At 68.9% G+C, this 20,037-nt stretch carries 16 protein-coding genes and 1 pseudogene; 8 read left to right on the top strand and 9 right to left on the bottom strand.

All coding sequences use genetic code 11. The features are described from left to right. Positions 1–94 precede the first annotated feature (94 nt). The 7 genes and pseudogenes from FEZ32_RS12375 to FEZ32_RS12345 form a co-directional block, all read right to left on the bottom strand. Entirely contained in the window at positions 95–1,369 is a 1,275-nt protein-coding gene (locus FEZ32_RS12375) for a beta-ketoacyl-[acyl-carrier-protein] synthase family protein (protein WP_138680710.1), read from the bottom strand. 44 nt (positions 1,370–1,413) lie between these two features. Next, complete coding sequence (locus FEZ32_RS12370; protein WP_028702945.1) at positions 1,414–1,659, bottom strand: acyl carrier protein; 246 nt, start codon at positions 1,657–1,659, stop codon at positions 1,414–1,416. 124 nt (positions 1,660–1,783) lie between these two features. Continuing rightward, positions 1,784–2,797, bottom strand: a complete 1,014-nt coding sequence (locus FEZ32_RS12365; protein WP_138680709.1) for a beta-ketoacyl-ACP synthase III — start codon at positions 2,795–2,797, stop codon at positions 1,784–1,786. After that, positions 2,797–3,684, bottom strand: a complete 888-nt coding sequence (locus FEZ32_RS12360; RefSeq protein WP_420809268.1) for an ACP S-malonyltransferase — start codon at positions 3,682–3,684, stop codon at positions 2,797–2,799. The genes FEZ32_RS12365 and FEZ32_RS12360 overlap by 1 nt, the downstream gene beginning before the upstream one ends. Positions 3,685–3,859: 175 nt before the next feature. Then, positions 3,860–4,771: a 2-dehydropantoate 2-reductase gene (locus FEZ32_RS12355; RefSeq protein WP_138680707.1), complete on the bottom strand. Its 912-nt coding sequence runs from the start codon at positions 4,769–4,771 to the stop codon at positions 3,860–3,862. Continuing rightward, a complete protein-coding gene (locus FEZ32_RS12350; protein WP_138680706.1) occupies positions 4,771–5,115 on the bottom strand; it encodes a NifB/NifX family molybdenum-iron cluster-binding protein in 345 nt (114 codons plus the stop codon). The genes FEZ32_RS12355 and FEZ32_RS12350 overlap by 1 nt, the downstream gene beginning before the upstream one ends. A gap of 93 nt (positions 5,116–5,208) precedes the next feature. Beyond that, positions 5,209–6,333 (bottom strand): annotated as a pseudogene (locus tag FEZ32_RS12345) (PucR family transcriptional regulator); the annotation flags it as partial. A 249-nt stretch (positions 6,334–6,582) separates the two neighbouring features. On the opposite strand from FEZ32_RS12345, the gene aceE reads away from it, so the two are divergent. The 4 genes from aceE (at position 6,583) to FEZ32_RS12325 (ending at position 11,448) form a co-directional block, all read left to right on the top strand. Continuing rightward, entirely contained in the window at positions 6,583–9,336 is a 2,754-nt protein-coding gene (gene aceE, locus FEZ32_RS12340) for a pyruvate dehydrogenase (acetyl-transferring), homodimeric type (protein ID WP_138680705.1), read from the top strand. 133 nt (positions 9,337–9,469) lie between these two features. Next, positions 9,470–9,874 (top strand): DUF3052 domain-containing protein, encoded by a 405-nt coding sequence (locus FEZ32_RS12335; RefSeq protein ID WP_028702950.1) that lies wholly within the window; start codon positions 9,470–9,472, stop codon positions 9,872–9,874. 48 nt (positions 9,875–9,922) lie between these two features. Beyond that, entirely contained in the window at positions 9,923–10,933 is a 1,011-nt protein-coding gene (gene mgrA / locus FEZ32_RS12330) for an L-glyceraldehyde 3-phosphate reductase (protein ID WP_097798943.1), read from the top strand. A 53-nt stretch (positions 10,934–10,986) separates the two neighbouring features. Beyond that, complete coding sequence (locus FEZ32_RS12325) at positions 10,987–11,448, top strand: GatB/YqeY domain-containing protein (protein WP_138680704.1); 462 nt, start codon at positions 10,987–10,989, stop codon at positions 11,446–11,448. A 9-nt stretch (positions 11,449–11,457) separates the two neighbouring features. On the opposite strand, the gene FEZ32_RS12320 is transcribed toward FEZ32_RS12325, so the two are convergent. Together FEZ32_RS12320 and FEZ32_RS12315 are read right to left on the bottom strand one after the other, a co-directional pair. Beyond that, positions 11,458–12,333 carry a hypothetical protein gene (locus FEZ32_RS12320; RefSeq protein ID WP_138680703.1) on the bottom strand — a complete coding sequence of 292 codons (876 nt, stop codon included), beginning with the start codon at positions 12,331–12,333 and terminating at the stop codon, positions 11,458–11,460. A 1-nt stretch (position 12,334) separates the two neighbouring features. Beyond that, a complete protein-coding gene (locus tag FEZ32_RS12315; protein ID WP_138680702.1) occupies positions 12,335–13,462 on the bottom strand; it encodes a hypothetical protein in 1,128 nt (375 codons plus the stop codon). Between the two features lie 264 nt (positions 13,463–13,726). Here FEZ32_RS12315 and pyrR point away from each other — a divergent pair, with 264 nt between their 5' ends. The 4 genes from pyrR to carB are packed head-to-tail and all read left to right on the top strand — an operon-like array spanning position 13,727 to position 19,984. Continuing rightward, complete coding sequence (gene pyrR / locus FEZ32_RS12310; RefSeq protein WP_028702953.1) at positions 13,727–14,293, top strand: bifunctional pyr operon transcriptional regulator/uracil phosphoribosyltransferase PyrR; 567 nt, start codon at positions 13,727–13,729, stop codon at positions 14,291–14,293. Further along, entirely contained in the window at positions 14,290–15,633 is a 1,344-nt protein-coding gene (locus tag FEZ32_RS12305; protein ID WP_138680701.1) for a dihydroorotase, read from the top strand. The genes pyrR and FEZ32_RS12305 overlap by 4 nt, the downstream gene beginning before the upstream one ends. Then, the gene (locus FEZ32_RS12300; RefSeq protein ID WP_028702954.1) at positions 15,630–16,796 is read left to right on the top strand and encodes a carbamoyl phosphate synthase small subunit; all 1,167 of its coding nucleotides are present in this window, start codon (positions 15,630–15,632) and stop codon (positions 16,794–16,796) included. Before FEZ32_RS12305 ends, FEZ32_RS12300 begins: the two co-directional genes overlap by 4 nt. Continuing rightward, a complete protein-coding gene (gene carB, locus FEZ32_RS12295) occupies positions 16,796–19,984 on the top strand; it encodes a carbamoyl-phosphate synthase large subunit (RefSeq protein ID WP_138680700.1) in 3,189 nt (1,062 codons plus the stop codon). The genes FEZ32_RS12300 and carB overlap by 1 nt, the downstream gene beginning before the upstream one ends. Positions 19,985–20,037: the final 53 nt, after the last annotated feature.

Here is a 20,037-nt window from a genome sequence, read left to right as displayed (position 1 = left end):
CACCAGCTCAACCGCCCAGCAGCGTCGCAACGGCCCGGGCCCCATCCGATCGGATGGGGCCCGGGCCGTTGCGACGCTGAACTGTCCCGGCGGGTCAGCGGGTCGCGTTGGCGTTGGTGAACGCCAGGGTCACGTTGTGGCCCCCGAACCCGAAGGAGTTGTTGAGCCCCGCCAGGTCCCCCTGCGGCAGGGCGGTGGTCTCGCGCACCACGTTGATCGGGAGGTCCTCCTCCAGATGCTCGATGTTGATGGTGCCGGGCACCTGCCGGGTCAGCAGGGCCATCACCACCGCGAGGGACTCCAGCGCCCCGGCCCCGCCCAGCAGATGGCCGGTCATCGACTTGGTGCCGTCGACCAGCACCTGGTCGGTGGCCGATCCCAGCGTGCTGCGGATCGAGTGGGCCTCGGCGATGTCCCCCTGGGGGGTCGAGGTGGCGTGGGCGTTGACGTGGTTGATGTCGGCCGGCGACAGGTCGGCGGCCACCAGTGCCTTGTGCATGGCCGAGGCCTGGCCGGCCCCGGTCGGATCGGGCTGGACAAGGTCGTGGGAGTCGGCCGAGATGCCGGCCCCGGCGAGGGTGCCGTAGATCCTGGCCCCCCGGGCCCTGGCGTGCTCGATGGTCTCGATGACCATCACGGCAGCACCCTCGCCCAGCACGAAGCCGTCACGGTCGGTGTCCCAGGGACGCGACGCGTGCTCGGGATCGTCATTGCGCTTGGACAGCGCCTGCATCTGCGAGAAGGCCGCCAGCGGCAGCGGGTGGATGACCGCCTCGGTGCCGCCCACCACGGCGATGTCGGCCCGGCCCAGGTGGATCTGATCCAGACCCAGCGAGATGGCCTCCGAGGAGGAGGCGCAGGCCGAGACCGGGGTGTGCACCCCGGCCTTGGCGTTGACCAGCAGCCCGATGTTGGCCGCCGGGGCGTTGGCCATCAGCATCGGGATGGTGAACGGGCTCACCCGGCGGAAGCCGCGGTCCTTCTGGACGTCCCACTGCCCGAGCAGGGAGTGCAGGCCGCCGATGCCGGTGGCGCAGCACACCACCAGCCGCTCCGGGTCGATGCCGTTGTCCACGACGTTGCCCTCGGCGTCATGGGGCAGCTCCAGGCCGGCATCGGCCCAGGCCTCCTCGGCCGCCACCATCGCCAGCTGCGAGCTGCGGTCCATCCGCCGCGCCTTGGGGTGGGGGATGTGGTTGGTCGGCTCGTCGACGACCTCCGCCGCGAACCGCACCGGCAGGTCGGCAGCCCAGTCCTGGGTGAGGGTGTGGACGCCGTTGCGGCCGGCCACCAGCCCCTCCCAGGTGCTCGGGGCGTCGCCCCCAAGGGGTGTGGTGGCACCAAAGCCGGTGATGACGACGTCGCTCATGTATCTCTCCTGAAGATGGGGTGTGACCGGTGGGTGGAAGGCCCTCAGGCCTTGGCCGCGACCACGAAGTTGATGGCGTCGCCGACGGTCTTGAGGTCCTTGGACTTGTCGTCGGGGATCTCGATGCCGAACTTCTCCTCGCAGGCGTAGACGATCTCGACCATCGAGAGGGAGTCGACGTCCAGATCGTCGGTGAAGGACTTCTCCGGGGTCACCTCGGCCTGGTCGACTCCGGTGATGTCGTTGACGATGTCGGCGATGTCGGAGAGGACCTGTGCGTTGTCAGCCATGGTTTTTCCTTTTCTTGGTGGAACGTGTCTTGTGGGAATCTGTGGTGACCCGGACGCCTCCGGACGGGGCGCCCCGGCTGGACCGGCCCGCGGGGAATCTGCCCGCGGGGAACGGGTCCGCGGGTCAGGGAAGGACGACGACCTGGCCCGCGAAGACCAGTCCGGCGCCGAATCCGATGATGAGGGCGATGTCTCCGCTGTGGGCCTCGCCGCGCTCCAGCATCCGGTCGATGGCGATCGGGATGGAGGCGGCCGAGGTGTTGCCCATGTCGGCGATGTCGTGACACACGGTCACCGACTCGGGCAGCTTGAGGTGACGCAGCATCGCCTCGGTGATGCGGTCATTGGCCTGGTGGGGGATGAAGACGTCCAGGTCGGCCGGGGTGAGCCCGGCCTTCTCGATGGCCTCGCCGGCCTTCTGGACCACGGCGGTCATCGCCCACTTGAAGACGGAGCGGCCGTTCATCGCGATGAGCGGGTGGCCGACCTCGGGGTGGGAGGCCACCTCGGTCCAGTCCTCGATCTCGATGGTCTCGACCTGGTCGGAGGCGCTGCCCCAGACCGCCGGGCCGACCCCCACGGTCTGCGAGGGTCCGACGACGGCGGCCGCGGCCCCGTCGGAGAACAGGAAGGCGGTGCCACGGTCGGCGATGTTGGTCATCTCCGAGAGCTTCTCGACGCCGATCACCAGCACATTGGGCACGCTGCCCGAGCGGATCATCGAGTCGGCCACCGACATCGAGTAGCAGAACCCGGCGCAGGCGGCGTTGAGGTCGAAGGCGACCGCGGAGTTCGCCCCGAGGTCGTGGGCCACATAGGTGGCCAGCGAGGGGGAGGGACGGTGATGGGAGACGGTGGCGCAGACCACCGCACCGATCTCGGCCGGATCCATGCCAATCTTGGCCAGCGCCTTGCGCGCGGCCTCCACAGCCATGCTGCGCGGGGTCTGCTCGGCGGTCGCCCAGCGCCGCTCCTTGATACCGGTGCGCTGCTCGATCCACTCCGGGGTGGAGTCGATCATCGTGCACATCTCCTCATTGGTGACGACACGGGATCCGCGCACATGGCCGGTGGCCAGGATGCGCGAGCTGTGCGCCCCCTCGACGAGGGAGAGTTCGGGACGGGTGGACTGCGACATCAGACCTCCGCGGTCTTGCTGGAGTGCTTCTCGACGAATGCGCGGGCATCCTCGAGCTGATCGGGGGTGTTGAGGTTGAACAGGTCAACCCCCTTGAGATTGCGTTTGGCGATCCCGGTGAGGGTGCCGGCCGGGGCCAGCTCCATCAGACCAGTGACGCCGTGCTCGGCCATCGTGTCCATGCACAGGTCCCAGCGCACCGGGTGGGCGACCTGGCGGACCAGCCGGTCGGCGAAGTCGCGGCCATCGGTGACGACGGCGCCGTCCAGGTCGGAGAGCAGGGCGGTGGTCGGGGTGCCGGTGGGCATCGCCGCGGCGACCTCGGCCAGGTGCCTGACGGCGGGCTCCATGTGCACGGTGTGGAAGGCGCCGGCCACCGTCAGCGGGAACAGCCGGGTGCGGGCCGGCGGGTTCTCGGCGAGGGCGGCGAGCTGGGCGAGGGTGCCGCCGGCCACGATCTGGCCTTTGCCGTTGTAGTTGGCGGGAGTGAGGCCGGCCTCCTCGATGGCGGCGACGACCTCCTCGGGGTTGCCGCCGATGACCGCGGTCATCGAGGTCTGGGACTGGGCCGCGGCCTCGGCCATCGCACGGCCGCGTTCGCGGACCAGGACCATCGCGGCCTCCGGGGAGAAGGCTCCGGCTCCGGCGCCGGCCGCGATCTCGCCGACCGAGTGGCCGGCCAGCAGGTCGGCGCGGGAGAACAGGTCCTCGGCGACCGCCCAGCCGGTGGCCAGGGATGCGGCCACCAGCAGCGGCTGGGCCACCGCGGTGTCCTTGATGGTGGCCTCGTCGGAGACGGTGCCGTGGGCCGACAGGTCGATGTCGGCGACGGCGGACAGCCATGCGAGATGGGCCGCGAAGGAGGGGTCCTGGAGCCAGGCCGACAGCAGTCCTGGTTTCTGGGCGCCCTGTCCGGGGGCAACGATAGCTAGCACGGTTCAACTCTTCCCCATCCGCGGCCCGGGCGCGATGCCCCGTGCCACGAAATCCCCACAACAAGCGTTGTGGGGATCCGACAAGTGGGGCACCCGGGCGGCCGGCCCCCGGCCCGGGGAAGTACAGCTAGCGCCCGCGGGCGGCGTGCACCCCGAGGGTCTCGGCGATGACATCGCAGACCGGGGTGTCGACCCCCACCTCGTCCCCCAGCCCGGGGATGGCGCCGATCTGGGCGTCCAGCTCGCTGGGCCTGCCGGCGGTGATGTCGCGCTGGAAGGAGGTGGTGGAGGTCGGGTCCTGGTCGGCCAGGAAGGTCAGGGTCTGCTCCACGATGTCCTCGGGCAGCTCGGCACCCTGGGCGCGGCCGACGGTGGCGATCTCCGTCATGCAGCGGCCCAGCAGGGACCGGTGGTGCTCCAGAAGCTGGCCGAGGGGGAGGTCGAGAAGGGCTCCGACGGCGCCCTGGGGGACGACGTGGACCACCTTGGTCCACAGCTCGGTCCAGATGTTGTGGCAGTCGACGGTGTGCACCCCGGCGTCGCGCAGGGCCTGTCGGAAGGCGCTCAGAACGGGACTGGCGTTGCCCTCCCAGGTGCCGACGACCAGGCTCTGGGGTCCCTCGGAGACATGGATGACGCCGGGGGACAGGAGTTGGCTCCAGATCCGGCAGATGCCGGGGGCGACATGGTCGCGCCCTACCGCGTCGGCGAGGAGATAGGGTGCCTGGAGCCCGTTCTGGGTGCTCACGACGAGGGTCTGGGGACCCATCAGCCCGGGAAGGTACGCGGTCGCGGCATCGGCCACCTGGAAGGTCTTGGTGCACACCAGTACGACGTCGACCGGGCCGATCTCGGCGGGGTCGTCGGCGGCGGTGACCGGAAGGGTCAGCTCGTGGGCGCCGCTCAGCACCAGCCCGCGGGACCTCAGGGTGGACAGGGTGGCACCCCGGGCGACGAAGAAGACGTCCTGGCCGGCCGCGGCCAGCCGGGCGCCGAAGAACCCTCCGATGGCGCCGGCCCCGATCACGGCGATCCTCATCAGTGATCCCCCAGTCCTGCCGCCGCGGCGCTCACCGAGCCGCGCGCGTCGGGGCTGGTGGCCGTCAGGATGGGCAGCCCCATCGAGGCCAGGGTGCGCTGCATGCCGTGGCCGACATGGGTGGTCACCACCGCGTCGATATCGTGCTCGCGCAGGAAGGTGACGATCCGGGCGTGGTGGGATCCCTCGCTGCCGGTGTCGTGGAGACGGTCCCAGTCAACCCGGTAGGAGGTCCACTGGTGGATGGTGCCGTCGGCGTCGACCTGGGCGACTCCGACCATCGGTGCCTTGCCGAACCGCGGTTCGACGGAGCCGTCCGGACGCACCGGGATCATGAGATTCATGCCGGCAGCCTATCTTCAGCCCTGGTGGTGGGACGATCCCGTAGAACCTGAACCGGAACCCGAGGAGGTTCCCGAGCCGGTGGCCACCCCGGCCAGTCGGCCCAGGGTGACCGCCAGGTGGAGGACATAGGCCTCACGGGGTGCCGACGGCGAGTAGCCGGAGACGTCCTGGACCCGCTTGAGCCGGTACCGGACGGTGTTGGGGTGGATGAACATGGCACGACCGGTGCCCTCCACCGAGCAGCCGTGGTCCAGGAAGGAGACCGTGGTGTCCAGCAGGTCGCCGGTGGCCTCGGCCAGCGGACGGTAGACCTGCTCCACCAGCCAGTGGATGGCGTCCCGGTCCCCCGACAGGGCCCTCTCGGGCAGCAGGTCGACCGCCGCCAGCACCCGCGGACCCTCAGGCCAGGCCAGCGCCGCAGAGGCCCCCGACAGGGCGGCCCGGGCCGACGCCGGGGCGTCCACCAGATCCGAGACCACCGGACCGACCACCACCGGGCCCTCGCTGAGCTGGTCGGCCAGGGTTCCGGCGGCGGCCAGGGCGGCCGCGTCATCGGTCACCGCATCCCCCGACAGGACCGCGACCACCTTGTCGCTCTGCACCGCGGCCAGCACGCTCAGCCCCAGCCGCTCGCCGGCGTGGCGCAGCGCCGACAGGGTGTGCGGCCGGTGGAAGGGACCCACCAGCACGCACAACCGGCTGCCTGGTCGCCACCCCAGGGTGGAGGCCCGGGAGACCAGCTGGTCGGCATCGGTGTCGGCGCGCACGATGGCGTCGACCACCAGGGACTCCAGCCTCTCGTCCCAGGTGCCGCGCTGCTCGGCGGCCCGCGCGTAGACCTCGGCGGCGGCGAAGGCGACCTCCCGGGAGTAGTGCACGATCGCCTGGGCCAGCACCTGGCGGTCGCCGCGGGGCAGTGCCTGGATCTGCTCCTCGACGACGTCGATGGTGGTGCGCACCAGGTCGACCGTCTGGTGCAGGGAGATCTTGCGGGTCATCGACCGAGGGGCGACGTCGAAGACATCGGTGGGGGAGTAGGGCTCGGCCTCGTCGTCGGCGAACCAGCGGACGAACCCGTCGATGCCGCTGCGCGCCACGATCGAGATCCACGACCGGTCGTCGGCCGACAGGTCGCGGAACCAGGAGTGCCGGGCGGTCATCTCGGCCAGGGTGGCCGTGGTCATCGTCGAGGTGCGCGCGGCCAGCCGCTTGGCCATCGCCCGCCGGGTGCGGTCTGAGGCGACGATGGTGCGGCCTGTACTGGACATTCCCGACCGGCGCGACCCCTCGCCGGCGTGCGGACTCCTCGATGCCACGGGCGTCTCCCCTCTTCTGTCGGAATCGAGCCTAGCGAGAACATCAACGCCCAGTTGTGTGATTTTTCCGCTGTTCGGGGCCAGAATGTGAGGTGTCATGCCGACCGGAGACCTCGGTCCCGCGTCACCGTCGATGAGAAAGGACCCGGCGTGATCCCACGCGAAGAGCTCGGCCCTGTGCTGAACGGACTCCCGACCACCCTGCCCGACACCGATCCCGAGGAGACCCGGGAGTGGCTCGAGTCGCTCGACGCGATGGTCGGCGCGGAAGGTGAGAACCGGGCCCGGACCGTGCTGCTGAAGATGCTGGAGCACGCTCGGAGTCGCAGCAAGCTCGAGGTTCCCGCGCTCACCTCCACCGACTACATCAACACCATCTCCGCCGCCGACGAGGCGCCCTTCCCCGGCGACGAGAAGCTCGAGCAGCAGATTCGTCGGCTGCTCCGCTGGAACGCCGCGATCACCGTCCAGCGGGCCCAGCGTCCCGGTATCGGGGTCGGCGGTCACATCTCGACCTATGCCTCGGCGGTGACCCTCTACGAGGTGGGGATGAACCACTTCTGGCGCGGCCAGGACGCCCCCGGCGGTGGCGACCAGGTGTTCTTCCAGGGCCACGCGGCCCCGGGAATGTACGCCAGGGCGTTCCTCGAGGGACGGCTCAGCGAGGCCGATCTGGACGGCTTCCGCCAGGAGAAGTCCGCCGCCCCGCACGGCATGCCGTCCTACCCTCACCCGCGGATGATGCCGGAGTTCTGGCAGTTCCCGACGGTCTCGATGGGACTGGGCCCGATGGACGCCATCTACCAGGCGTCCTTCGACAAGTACCTCACCAACCGCGGTGTGAAGGACTGCTCCGACCAGCACGTCTGGGCCTTCCTCGGCGACGGCGAGATGGACGAGCCGGAGTCCCGCGGCTTCCTCCAGGTGGCCGCCAACGAGGAGCTGGACAACCTCACCTTTGTCATCAACTGCAACCTGCAGCGCCTGGACGGCCCGGTGCGCGGCAACGGCAAGATCGTCCAGGAGTTGGAGTCCACCTTCCGCGGCGCCGGCTGGAATGTCATCAAGGTGATCTGGGGATCGGGCTGGGACCCGCTGCTGGACGCCGACCACGACGGTGCCCTGGTCGATCTGATGAACAACACCCGCGACGGGGACTACCAGACCTTCAAGGCCAACGACGGCTCCTACGTGCGTCGGGAGTTCTTCGGCCGTGACCCGCGGACCCTGGCGATGGTGGAGCACTGGACCGACGACCAGATCTGGGCGCTGCGCCGCGGCGGGCACGACTACCGCAAGATGTACACCGCCTACAAGGCCGCGACCGAGACCAAGGGCGCACCGACCGTGGTGCTGGCCTGCACGATCAAGGGCTACGACCTGGGCTCCCACTTCGCCGGGCGCAACGCGACCCACCAGATGAAGAAGATGACTCTCGACGATCTCAAGTCCTTCCGGGACCGTCTGGACATCCCGATCTCCGACGCCGTGCTGGAGGCCGACCCCTACCGGGCGCCGTACTTCAACCCGGGACCCGAGGACGACCGGATCAAGTACCTGCTGGAGAGGCGACGGGCCCTCGGCGGCTTCGTGCCCGAGCGCAGGACCGCCCACAAGGCCCTGGCGCTGCCCGACGCCAGTCACTATGACGGCGTCAAGAGGGGGTCGGGCAAGCAGCAGGTGGCCACCACGATGGCCTTCGTCCGGCTGCTCAAGGACCTGATGCGGGACAAGGACTTCGCCCCGCGGGTGGTGCCGATCATTCCCGACGAGGCGCGCACCTTCGGGATGGACTCCTTCTTCCCGACGATCAAGATCTACAACCCGCACGGCCAGAACTACACCCCGGTCGACCACGAGCTGATGCTGAGCTACCGGGAGGCCCGCAACGGCCAGATCCTGCACACCGGCATCAACGAGGCGGGATCCACCGCCGCCTTCATCGCCGCCGGGACGGCGTACTCGACCCAGGGCATCGCGATGGTGCCGATCTACATCTTCTACTCGATGTTCGGTTTCCAGCGCACCGGCGACTCCTTCTGGGCGGCCGCCGACCAGATGGCCCGCGGGTTCATCCTCGGCGGCACCGCCGGGCGCACCACCCTGACCGGCGAGGGCACCCAGCACATGGACGGCCAGTCCCCGCTGCTGGCCTCGACCAATCCGGCGGTGGTCTCCTACGATCCCGCCTACGCCTACGAGATCGCCCACATCGTGGAGTCCGGCCTGCACCGGATGTACGGCCCCGATGACGAGGACGTGATGTTCTACCTCACCGTCTACAACGAGCCGATGGTCCAGCCCAAGGAGCCCGAGGACGTCGATGTCGAGGGCATCGTCAAGGGCATGCACCTGGTGCACCCGGGCTCCTTCGAGGGGGTCAACGCGGACGCCAGGCGCGCCCAGATCCTCGCCTCGGGGGTCGCGGTGCCGTGGGCCCTGGAGGCTCAGGACCTGCTCAAGGCCGATTTCGGGATCGTCGCCGACATCTGGAGCGTCACCTCCTGGACCGAGCTGCGCCGAGATGCGATGGACGCCGACGAGCAGGCCTTCCTGCACCCCGAGCAGGGCGCTCGCACCCCCTACCTGGTCCAGCGGCTGGACGGCGCCCCCGGCCCGGTGGTCGCGGTGAGCGACTACATGCGCCAGGTCCCCGACCAGATCGCCCAGTGGGTGCCCGGCGACTACGCCTCCCTGGGCGCCGACGGGTTCGGGTTCTCCGACACCCGCTCGGCGGCCCGCCGGTTCTTCCACATCGACGGCCCGTCGATCGCGGTGCGGGTGCTGCAGATGCTGGCGGCCAGGGGAGAGGTGCCCGCCGAGTGGCCGGCGCAGGCCGCCCGCAAGTACGACCTGCTCAATGTCAACGCCGGCACCTCGGGCAATGCCGGGGGCGACGCCTGAGATCGATGAGAACGGCACCCGGGGTCGGTATTGGCCCCGGGTGCCATGATCTGGCAGGCTGAGAGCATGGTGCTGGTGCTGCTGAGACAGCAAGAGGAGAGACGGCAAGAGGATTGGGGAGCTGGGGAGACTCGTGGAAACCGCTACTGACTTCGAGAAGCTCGGATTGCATCGCGGTCAGGTCGTTCAGGAACTCGGATGGGACGACGACGTCGATGAGGATCTGCGCCAACAGGTGATGGAGACGATCGACGGCGACCTCATCGAGGACGCCGAGGAGGCCGTCGACGTCGTCCTGTTGTGGCTGCGCGCCGATGACGGTGACGTCGCCGACGGTCTGGTCGACGCGATGCGCGACCTCTCCGGCGACGGGTACGTCATCCTGGTCGCCCCCAAGGTCGGCCGGGACGGGACGGTCGACGCCACAGACCTCTCGGAGGGGGCCGAGGCCGCCGGAATGGTGCTCACCTCGACCCACAACGTGTCCGAGGACTGGCAGGCCCACAAGGTGGTCCGCCCCAAGGGAGTGCGCCGCTGATTTCGGCCCTCGGGCCGGTCGGGGGCCGGAGATGTATAGGGTTGGCCCATGGCTGTCAGCACCTACATCGCCGCTCCTGACCGATACGACCAGATGGAGTACCGGCGCTGCGGTGCGTCGGGGCTGGTGCTGCCCGAGGTCTCGCTGGGACTGTGGCAGAACTTCGGCGATCTGCATCCGGGGGGCACTCAGCGCGCCATCCTGCGGAAGGCCTTCGACCGGGGTATCACCCATTTCGATCTGGCCAACAACTACGGTCCGCCCTACGGCCAGGCCGAGCTGAACTTCGGACGGATCTTCGCGACCGACCTCAAGCCGTACCGCGACGAGCTCATCATCTCGTCCAAGGCGGGCTACGACATGTGGCCGGGGCCCTACGGCCAGGGCGGAGGGACGCGCAAGTACCTCATCGCCTCCTGCGACCAGTCGCTCAAGCGGATGGGCCTGGACTACGTCGACATCTTCTACTCCCACCGGTTCGACCCGGACACCCCGCTGGAGGAGACGATGGGGGCGCTGGACCGGATCGTGCGGTCCGGACGCGCGCTGTACGCCGGGATCTCCTCCTACGATCCCCAGCAGACCTCCGAGGCCGCCCGGATCGCCCGCGATCTGGGCACCCCGATCCTCATCCACCAGCCGCGCTACAACATGTTCGAACGCTGGATCGAGGATGGCCTGGTCGACACCTGCGAGCACGAGGGACTCGGGATCATCTGCTTCTCCCCGCTGGCCCAGGGGCTGCTGACCTCCAAGTACCTGCACGGCATCCCGGAGGGTTCGCGGGCCGCGATGGGGTCGCGCTCGCTGGCCCCCGACCAGATCGACCCCTCGACCCTCAGGACGGTCACCGCCCTCACCGAGATCGCCAAGGACCGCGACCAGACCCTGGCGCAGATGGCGATCGCCTGGATCCTGCGCGATCCGCGGATCACCAGCGTGCTGGTGGGGGCCTCCTCGATCACCCAGCTCGACTCCGACATCGACGCGCTGCGCACCGACCCCTTCACCGAGGAGGAGCTCGTGCGTATCGAGACCGTCCTGGCCGAGCGCCGTTGACGCTTCCGGGCGCCACCGTTTCATCCATCCCAGTTTCCAGGAGGTATCCCGACATGGGAGCCGTCAAGACCCAGCTCAAGTCCGACCTCGTCGCCGCCATGAAGGCCCGAGACGAGGTGGCGAAGTCCACCATCCGGATGGCCCTGGCGGCCATCCAGTCCGCCGAGGTCGCCGGTGAGGAGGCCCGCCAGCTCACCGACGCCGAGGAGACCGACGTCCTGGTCAAGCAGGTGAGCTCCCGTCGCGATTCCGCGGCGGCCTACCGCGACGGCGGGCGGGAGGAACTGGCCGCTGACGAGGAGGCCGAGATCGCCGTGTTGGAGAAGTACCTGCCGAAGGGCCTGTCCGAAGATGAGGTCAAGGCCATCATCGACGAGGAGGTGGCGGGCGCTGCCGGTGCCCAGAAGCCCACGATGAAGCTCATGGGCCCGGTGATGAAGGCCGTCCAGGCCCGCACCAAGGGCCGCTTCGACGGCAAGCAGACCTCCCAGCTGGTCCGCGCCGCGCTGAGCTGAGGAGTCGGGTCATCCGGCCCAGGCTGTCAGGGCCTGCACGAGACGTTGCGGGTCTGTCAGCCAGGCGAGTGACCGCCACGGCTGCGTGACGAGGGGGCGGTCCGGCCCGCGGCGGGCCAGCGGACGGGCGAGGAAGCCGGCGTCCTGTGACAGCCAGATCGTGATGTCGAGGTCGGGATCGGTCCAGGCGCTCAGCCAGTTGAGATCTCGTGTGGACGACTCATCGGGCTGGGACGGGAGGGCGTCATCGTAGGGCTGGCGCGCCTCCTCGGCCTCCTGACAGATCGTGGTGACCTGGTCCCACAATACGGGATCGTCTGTCAGCTGCGTGCCGTAGGCCAGGGCCGCGTAGGCGGCGTACCTCTCGCGGGGGTACGGCCCGGTGGTGCTCAGGTCCTCGAGTGCTGGTGGGAAGAGGATTCGTACTGTCCGGTAGGGCGGTGCGGTGGGGGCGGTCCACCTCTCCGCCTCATGGATGTCGTCGATGACCACGTCCGGGGGATCGCGGAACTCGTCCGCGCCGAGCGCCTCGATGATCTTGTCATAGGGCCTCTGGGGGCCGTCGGGGTGGAACATCGGCACCGACCAGACCAGCTCGAGGCCGGCATCGCAGGCCTGGAAGGCGGCCGGGTCGATGAGCACCGCCCGACGGGCACGGCCCGACCGCACCAGCGAGGCGGCCGGGCCGCAGCCGAATCCCAGCCCGATCGCCCCGTCCCAGAGCTCGGCACCCTCCTGCAGATCCGTGAGCACCTGAGCTGCCTGGACAGGGGCCACCATGGTCGCCAGCGTGCTGGCCGGCCAGGCCACGGCGTCGGGCAGGCGCCGTACGACGTCTCCGGTGATCCGTGCGCCCAGCTGGGGATCGATGAGAACCAGTGTCATATCAAAGACACTCGATAACACATGCAACGACAGCGGCTCCGCCACACAGGGTGCATGCGGCGCCCGGGGGAATGCAGTAGGCCAAGAGACATTTGTACGTTACGACTCGTCCCGAGCATGCGGTGACACAGGCAGCAAGTGACCCAATACCCTGGGGCGCGACGTTCGATGTCGACCGTGCCTGGAATGCAGCGGGTGTGGTAGTCAGACTCTGCGCCGGTACTCTTGTGATGACCTTTCCGCTCTTTGGTGTGAGCTCGACGATCGGCATCCCGTCCACAGCCCCGAACCATAGCGACTTTTCCCTCGATGCCATCGCCAAGGCGGCTTCGGGGTGCTTTTCTGGAATAATGACCGACACACCAGAACTCGCGATGAACGCAATGGACTTCGCCTCACCGGAACCCACCTGATAAACGTCGTGGACGTCCGAGGACTTGATGACGGAGTGCTCCGGGAGCATGTCGAGGGCTGCCGTGAATTCGATTCCGGACAGTGCGCGGGCACTCTGCTGCGGCGCGGCTTCAGCTTCGGTAGCACTGTGGGCGCCGAAGATGACGGCGAGCCCGGCCAGCATCCCGCCGGCGAGGATGGCACGACGTGACGGGTCTGTCTGGGCCGTGGCCCTGGCCTGGCGCGCACCGAGCTCGGCACCCAGCAGGGAGAACCACCGTCCGGCCCGCTTCAGTCCCAAGTGCCGCGCAAGACGCATCCGCATTGCCCAGCCGCGATAGACACGCCGGTCACCGGATCCGGCGACCTCGACCACGCACGGTGCCTGGGACTCCGCCCCCAGGGATGCGGCCTCCTCGCTGGTGGCGGCGATGGCTCGTATTCCCGGGATGCCACTCAGTTCCCGGCCGAGCGAGCTGCAGGGCCCACATGAACTGTCAACGATGACAATGAGATTCTTCGTCATATCTACCCCCAGTAGTGTGATGACTTTCTCTTCATACCATCGTGTGTGGGTGATGTCAATGACTTCATCGTCAATGGCTACTACTACTACATCGGCTCGAGCTTCGTGAAATGAGCCTGCAACACCATCGTCAAACAATGTGCCAAACGTGCCGGCATGCACTGGACTATCGCCGGACTGGACCCCGTCCTGGCACGACGAACCGTCCACCGGTCCGGACGCGACCACATCCTCTGGCCCACACCGCACGCCTGACTCACACCCAATCGCTGAGTGCCCGGGCCGCACCGTGTCGGGACCGTGCTAGGGTGCGAACAACGCCCTTTAAGGTCGATCCAGTGAGGTCGGCAAGGTCGTCAGCACAGTGGTGAGACGGACTTCTCGCGCGGATCGCGCCCGGTTCGGTCTCTCCCCGACGCCACGCCCTCCGCCAGCTTCGCCGGACGGCATCTCTCATGCGCCGGGAGGAACTGCATGCCCGATCAGCTGCCCGATGACGAGGTCCTCGTCATGGACGCCGATGCGATGCGCAGGGCACTGACCCGGATCTGCTACGAGATCGTCGAACGCAACCGTGGCGCCGAGCAGCTCCTGCTCGCCGGGGTGCGCAGCCGCGGGGCCCAGCTCGCCGCCCGGATGGCCGCCCGTCTCGGAGAGGTCGAGAGGGTCGCGGTGCCGGCGGTCGACCTGGATGTCCGCGCCTACCGCGACGACCTGGTCGAGGAGCGGTTCGAGGCCCAGTTCGCCGATCCCAATCCTGGCCTTCCCGAGGACCTCTCCGGACTCACCGTCATCATCGTCGACGACGTGCTGTACACCGGGCGCACCACCCGTGCCGCGATCGACGCGGTGATGGATGTCGGGCGTCCCGCGGCCGTGCAGCTGGCGGTCCTGGTGGACCGCGGCCACCGCGAACTCCCCATCCGGGCCGACTTCGTCGGCAAAAATCTTCCCACCGCGGTCGAGGAACAGGTCGTCGTGCGGGTCGCCGAGGTCGACGGCCTCGACGAGGTGGCCATCAGGAAGGCGGCACGACGTTGAGCAACAGGATACTTCTCACCGACCTCACGATGCTGGAGGGAGGCACCCCGGTGCCCTCCCAGGTGCTGGTCTCCGACGGCCGGGTGGAGGCGATCTCACGGGGCCGCAGCAGCGCCCTGGACGGGGCCGAGGCCGCCCGGATCAGCCTCGGCGGCGCCCTGCTCACCCCCGGCCTGGTCGATCTCCACGACCACCTGCGCGAACCCGGCCAGGAGGACAAGGAGACCATCGCCTCCGGCACCGCCGCGGCCGCCCGCGGCGGCTGGACCACCGTGTGCGCGATGCCCAACACCACCCCCGACCCCTACAACCCGGGCCTGATGGCCCAGCTGAGGGAACGGATCGCCCGATCCGCCAGCGTCAAGGTGCTGCCCTACGCCCCGATCACCGTCGGACTGACCAGCGAGGAACTGGTCGACGCCGAGGCGATGGTCGCCGCCGGTGCGGTCGCCTTCTCCAATGACGGCAAGGGAGTCCAGAGCGCAGGGGTGATGTACGACGCGATGAGGGCCGCCGCCCGGCACGGGCGGCCGGTCGCCGCCCACGCCGAGGACAACTCGCTGGTACGCGGGGGAGTGATCAACGCCGGCCGCAAGGCCGAGGAGCTCCATCTGCCGGGCATCACCCGGCTTGCCGAGACCGTCCAGGTGGTGCGCGACCTGGCGATCGCCGAGGTCACCGGGGCCCACTACCACCTGTGCCACGCCTCCACCCGCCAGTCCATCCGGGCGCTGCGCCGGGCCCGGGCCGACGGCGTCAACGCCACCGCCGAGGCCGCCCCCCACCACCTGCTGCTGGCCGACGAGGACATCCCCGCCGACGACGGCTTCTACAAGATGAACCCGCCACTGCGCAGCCGCGACGACGTCGAGGCGATGGTCGAGGGGCTGTGCGACGGCACCCTGTGCGCCATCGCCACCGACAACGCCCCGCACACCGCCGCCGAGAAGGACTGCTCCTTCCGCGACGCCGCTTTCGGGGTGATCACCAACGAGCACACCTTCGCGCTGCTCTACACCAGCTTCGTGCTGGCCGGCCGGTTCCGGCTCGACCAGCTCGTCCACTGGCTCACCGACGGCCCATCCGACGCCTATCAGCTCGGTCCCGCCGGCCGCATCAGGGTCGGCGGCCCCGCCGACCTGGCGGCCTTCGACCTGACCCGGGAGGTCACCATCGACCCCGAGCGGTTCGCCGGGATGGGCCGCAACACCCCCTTCGCCCGACGCCGGGTGATCGGCGACTGCGTGCTCACCATGGTCGACGGACAGCTCGTCCACCGCGCCGCGCCACCATCCAGCTCACTCCAAGAACCCACCACAGACGGGAAGGACCAGGCATGACCACCCGAACACTGCTACTGGCCGACGGCACCAGGTACGTCGGCGAGGCCTTCGGCGGGGAGGCCGAGGTGACCGCCGAGGTGGTGTTCACCACCGGCATGACCGGCTACCAGGAGACCCTCACCGACCAGTCCTACAACGGTCAGATCGTCGCCTTCAGCTACCCCCTGATCGGCAACACCGGCATCAACCGCGACGACATGGAGAGCCTCTTCCCGACCACCTCCGGGGTGATCTGCCGGGAGGTCCCCAGACTCGCCTCCAACTGGCGCAACCGCACCAGCCTCGACGTCTTCCTGAGGCTCCACCACATTCCCGGGCTGGCCGGCATCGACACCCGGTCCCTGGTCCGCCGGCTGCGCACCGAGGGAGTGATGAAGGGGGCCCTGCTGGGTCCCGACGCCGACCTGGAGGTCGCGCTGGAGAAGCTGCGCAGCACCGAGCTGCCCACCGACCAGGTCGCCCAGGTCTCCACCCGCACCGCCTACCCCAGCCCGCTGGGGGGCTACTCGGTGGTGCTCTTCGACTTCGGTCTCAAGCACTCCATCCTGCGGGAGCTGGCCAAGCGCGGCTGCGCCGTCACCGTCGTCCCCCACAACATCACCGCCGAGCGGGTCCGCGCTCTGGCCCCTGACGGGATCATGCTGTCCAACGGTCCCGGGGACCCCAAGAGCCTCACCGGGGTCGGCGAGGTGATCGCCGAGCTCGAGGAGGAGTACCCGATCTTCGGGATCTGCCTGGGCCACCAGCTGCTCTGCCTGGCCAACGGGGCCGACACCTACAAGCTGCCCTTCGGCCACCGCGGCTTCAACCACCCGGTCAAGGACCTGCGCACCGACCGGATCGACTTCACCAGCCAGAACCACGGCTACGCCGTCGACCCCGAGTCGATCCCCGGAACCGAACTGGAGATCACCCAGATCGAGCTCAACGACCGCACCGTCGAGGGGGTGGTGCACCGCAGGCTGCCGGCCATGTCGGTGCAGTACCATCCCGACGCCGCCGCCGGGCCGCACGACGCCGCGCACATCTTCGACGACTTCATCGCCCTGATGGATGCTCGCCGCACCTCCCACCCCACACCCCGGGACATGTCCCAGCCGGTCCTGGCGCGCGGCGCCGTGACCCGCGCCCTGATGCCCGCCACCGAAGGGAACCACTGATGCCACGCCGCACAGACCTCCACCGGATCCTCGTCATCGGGTCGGGGCCCATCGTCATCGGCCAGGCGGCCGAGTTCGACTACGCCGGCACCCAGGCCTGCCTGGCACTCAAGGAGGAGGGCTACGAGGTCGTCCTGGTCAACTCCAACCCGGCCACCATCATGACCGACCGGGAGATCGCCGACCGGGTCTACATCGAGCCGATCACCCTCGAGTTCGTCTCCCAGATCCTGCGCCGGGAGCGCCCCGACGCGATCGTGCCGACCCTCGGCGGGCAGACCGGCCTCAACATGGCCGCCCAGCTGGCCCACTCCGGGATCCTCGACGAGCTGGGCATCGAACTGCTCGGCACCAGTCTGGACGCCATCCAGAAGGCCGAGGACCGCGACCTGTTCAAGCAGCTGATGGATGAACTGGGCCAGCCGGTCCCCGACTCCGACATCGTCCACACCGTCGTCGAGGCGGTGGAGGTGGGCAACCGGATCGGCTACCCCCTCATCGTCCGACCCGCCTACACCCTGGGCGGGACTGGCGGCGGGATCTGCGACAACGAGGCCGAGCTGGTCCGCGTCGTCGGCAAGGGGCTGGAACTGTCCCCGATCACCGAGTGCCTGGTCGAGCAGTCGATCGCCGGGTACAAGGAGATCGAGTACGAGATGATGCGCGACTCCGCGGACAACACCATGGTGGTCTGCAACATGGAGAACTTCGACCCGGTCGGCGTCCACACCGGCGACTCCATCGTCTTCGCCCCCACCCAGACCCTCACCGACCGCGAGCACGAGATGCTGCGCGACGCCTCCATCACGATCGTCCGGGCGCTCGGCATCGAGGGCGGCTGCAACGTCCAGCTGGCCCTGGACCCCGACTCCTTCGGCTACTACGTCATCGAGGTCAACCCCCGGGTGTCGCGGTCCTCGGCGCTGGCCTCCAAGGCCACCGGCTACCCGATCGCCAAGATCGCCGCGAAGATCGCGGTCGGACTCACCCTCGATGAGATCCGCAACCCGGTCACCGGCACCACCTGGTCGATGTTCGAGCCGATGCTCGACTACGTCGTCGCCAAGATCCCGCGCTGGCCCTTCGACAAGTTCGCCCGCGCCGACCGGCGGCTGGGAACCCAGATGAAGGCCACCGGCGAGGTGATGTCGATCGGCCGGACCATCGAGGAGTCGCTGCTCAAGGCGGTCCGCTCCCTGGAGATCGGGCTGGACCACATCGACGACCCGGAGGTCGCCAACCTGCCCGACGACGTCCTCGAGGAGAGGCTGTTGCGCGCCCGCGACGACCGGCTGTTCTGCGTCGCCGAGGCCATCCGGCGCGGCCGGACCATCGCGGAGCTGCACGAGCAGACCCGCATCGACATGTTCTTCCTCGACAAGATCGCCCACATCCTGGAGATCGAGGACCGGCTGCGGGTGACCCCCGGCGACACCGAGTCGCTGTGGGTCGCCAAGCGCAACGGGTTCTCCGACTCGGCCATCGCGCGGCTCTGGTCGCGGACCCCCGATCAGGTGCGCACCTCCCGACAGGAGGCTGGACTGCGGCCGGTCTACAAGATGGTGGACACCTGCGCCGGCGAGTTCGCCTCCGAGACTCCCTACTTCTACTCGACCTATGAGGTGGATAACGAGTCGGTGCGCTCGGACCGGCCCAGCATCCTGGTGCTGGGTTCCGGGCCGATCCGGATCGGCCAGGGAATCGAGTTCGACTACGCCACGGTGCACTCGGTGCAGGCCATCCAGGGCACCGGCCACGAGGCGATCATCATGAACTCCAACCCGGAGACGGTCTCCACCGACTTCTCGATCTCCGACAAGCTGTACTTCCAGCCGCTGACGGTCGAGGACGTCCTGGACGTCATCGAGCTCGAGCAGCCCGAGGGAGTGATCGTCCAGTTCGGCGGCCAGACCGCCATCAACCTGGCCAGTGCGCTGGCCGCCCACGGGGTGAGGATCCTCGGCACCCAGCTGGAGGATCTCGACCGCGCCGAGGACCGGGAGGGGTTCGAGAAGCTCCTGCAGAGTCTGGACATCCCCCAGGCTCCCGGCGGAATGGCCCACAATCCGGCCGAGGCCCTCGAGGTCGCCGGCACCCTGGGCTACCCGGTGCTGGTGCGACCCTCCTATGTCATCGGCGGGCGGGCGATGGCCATCGTCAACGCCCCCCACGAGCTGGAGCGCTACATGCGCGAAGCAGTCCACGTCAGCCCCGACCGGCCGATCCTCATCGACCGCTACCTCCAGGGCCTGGAGTGCGAGGTCGACGCCATCTGCGACGGCGAGCAGGTCGTCATCCCCGGGATCATGGAGCACATCGAGAGGGCCGGGGTGCACTCCGGCGACTCGATGGCGGTCTACCCCCCGCAGCGGATGGGCGAGGAGGTCAAGCAGCGGATCGTCGAGGTGACCACGAAGCTGGCCCTGGGGCTGAACACGAAGGGCATCCTCAACATCCAGTTCGTCGTGATGGACGGCATCGTCTACGTCATCGAGGCCAACCCGCGGGCCTCCCGCACGGTTCCCTTCCTGTCCAAGGTGACCGGGGCCTCGATGGCCGAGATCGCCACCCGGGTGATTCTGGGGGAGAGCCTCGAGAGTCTGGGGATGTCCCCGGGCCTGATGCCCGAGTCGAGCCGGATCCATGTGAAGTCCCCGGTCTTCAGCTTCTCCAAGCTGGACCTGGTGGACTCCCACCTCGGCCCGGAGATGAAGTCCACCGGCGAGGTGATGGGGTCCGACGACACCCAGGCCAAGGCCCTCTACAAGGCCTTCGAGGCCGCCGGGCTGCACGTCCCCGAGTACGGCAAGGTGCTGTTCACGGTGGCCGACGACTCGAAGGCCGAGGCCTTGGAACTGGCCCGCCGGTTCGACCGGATCGGCTTCCAGCTGGTCGGCACCAAGGGCACCGCCACCTTCTTCCGGGAGGCCGGCCTCAACATCGACATCGCCCACCGGATCGGTTCCAGCCAGGACGGCAGCACCGAGTCGGTGCTCGATCTCATCTCGCGCAACGGCTGCGACGCCGTCATCAACGTGATGACCAACGGCCAGGAGACCATCATCGACGGCAAGCAGATCCGGCGGGCCGCGATCGGTCGAGGGATCCCGCTGTTCACCTCGCTGGACACCGCCTCGGCGATCTGTCAGGTGATGGAGTCGCGGGCCTTCTCCACCGAGGTCATCTGAACCGATGACAGAGCCCACCGCCTCACCCCGCCCGGGGTCGGACTGCTCGGGGT

This window comes from Acidipropionibacterium jensenii (assembly GCF_005890135.1).
In the GTDB taxonomy this organism is placed as follows: domain Bacteria; phylum Actinomycetota; class Actinomycetes; order Propionibacteriales; family Propionibacteriaceae; genus Acidipropionibacterium; species Acidipropionibacterium jensenii.
The sequence above is the reverse complement of the archived record's forward strand: the minus strand, read 5'-3'. Positions and strand labels throughout refer to the sequence as shown.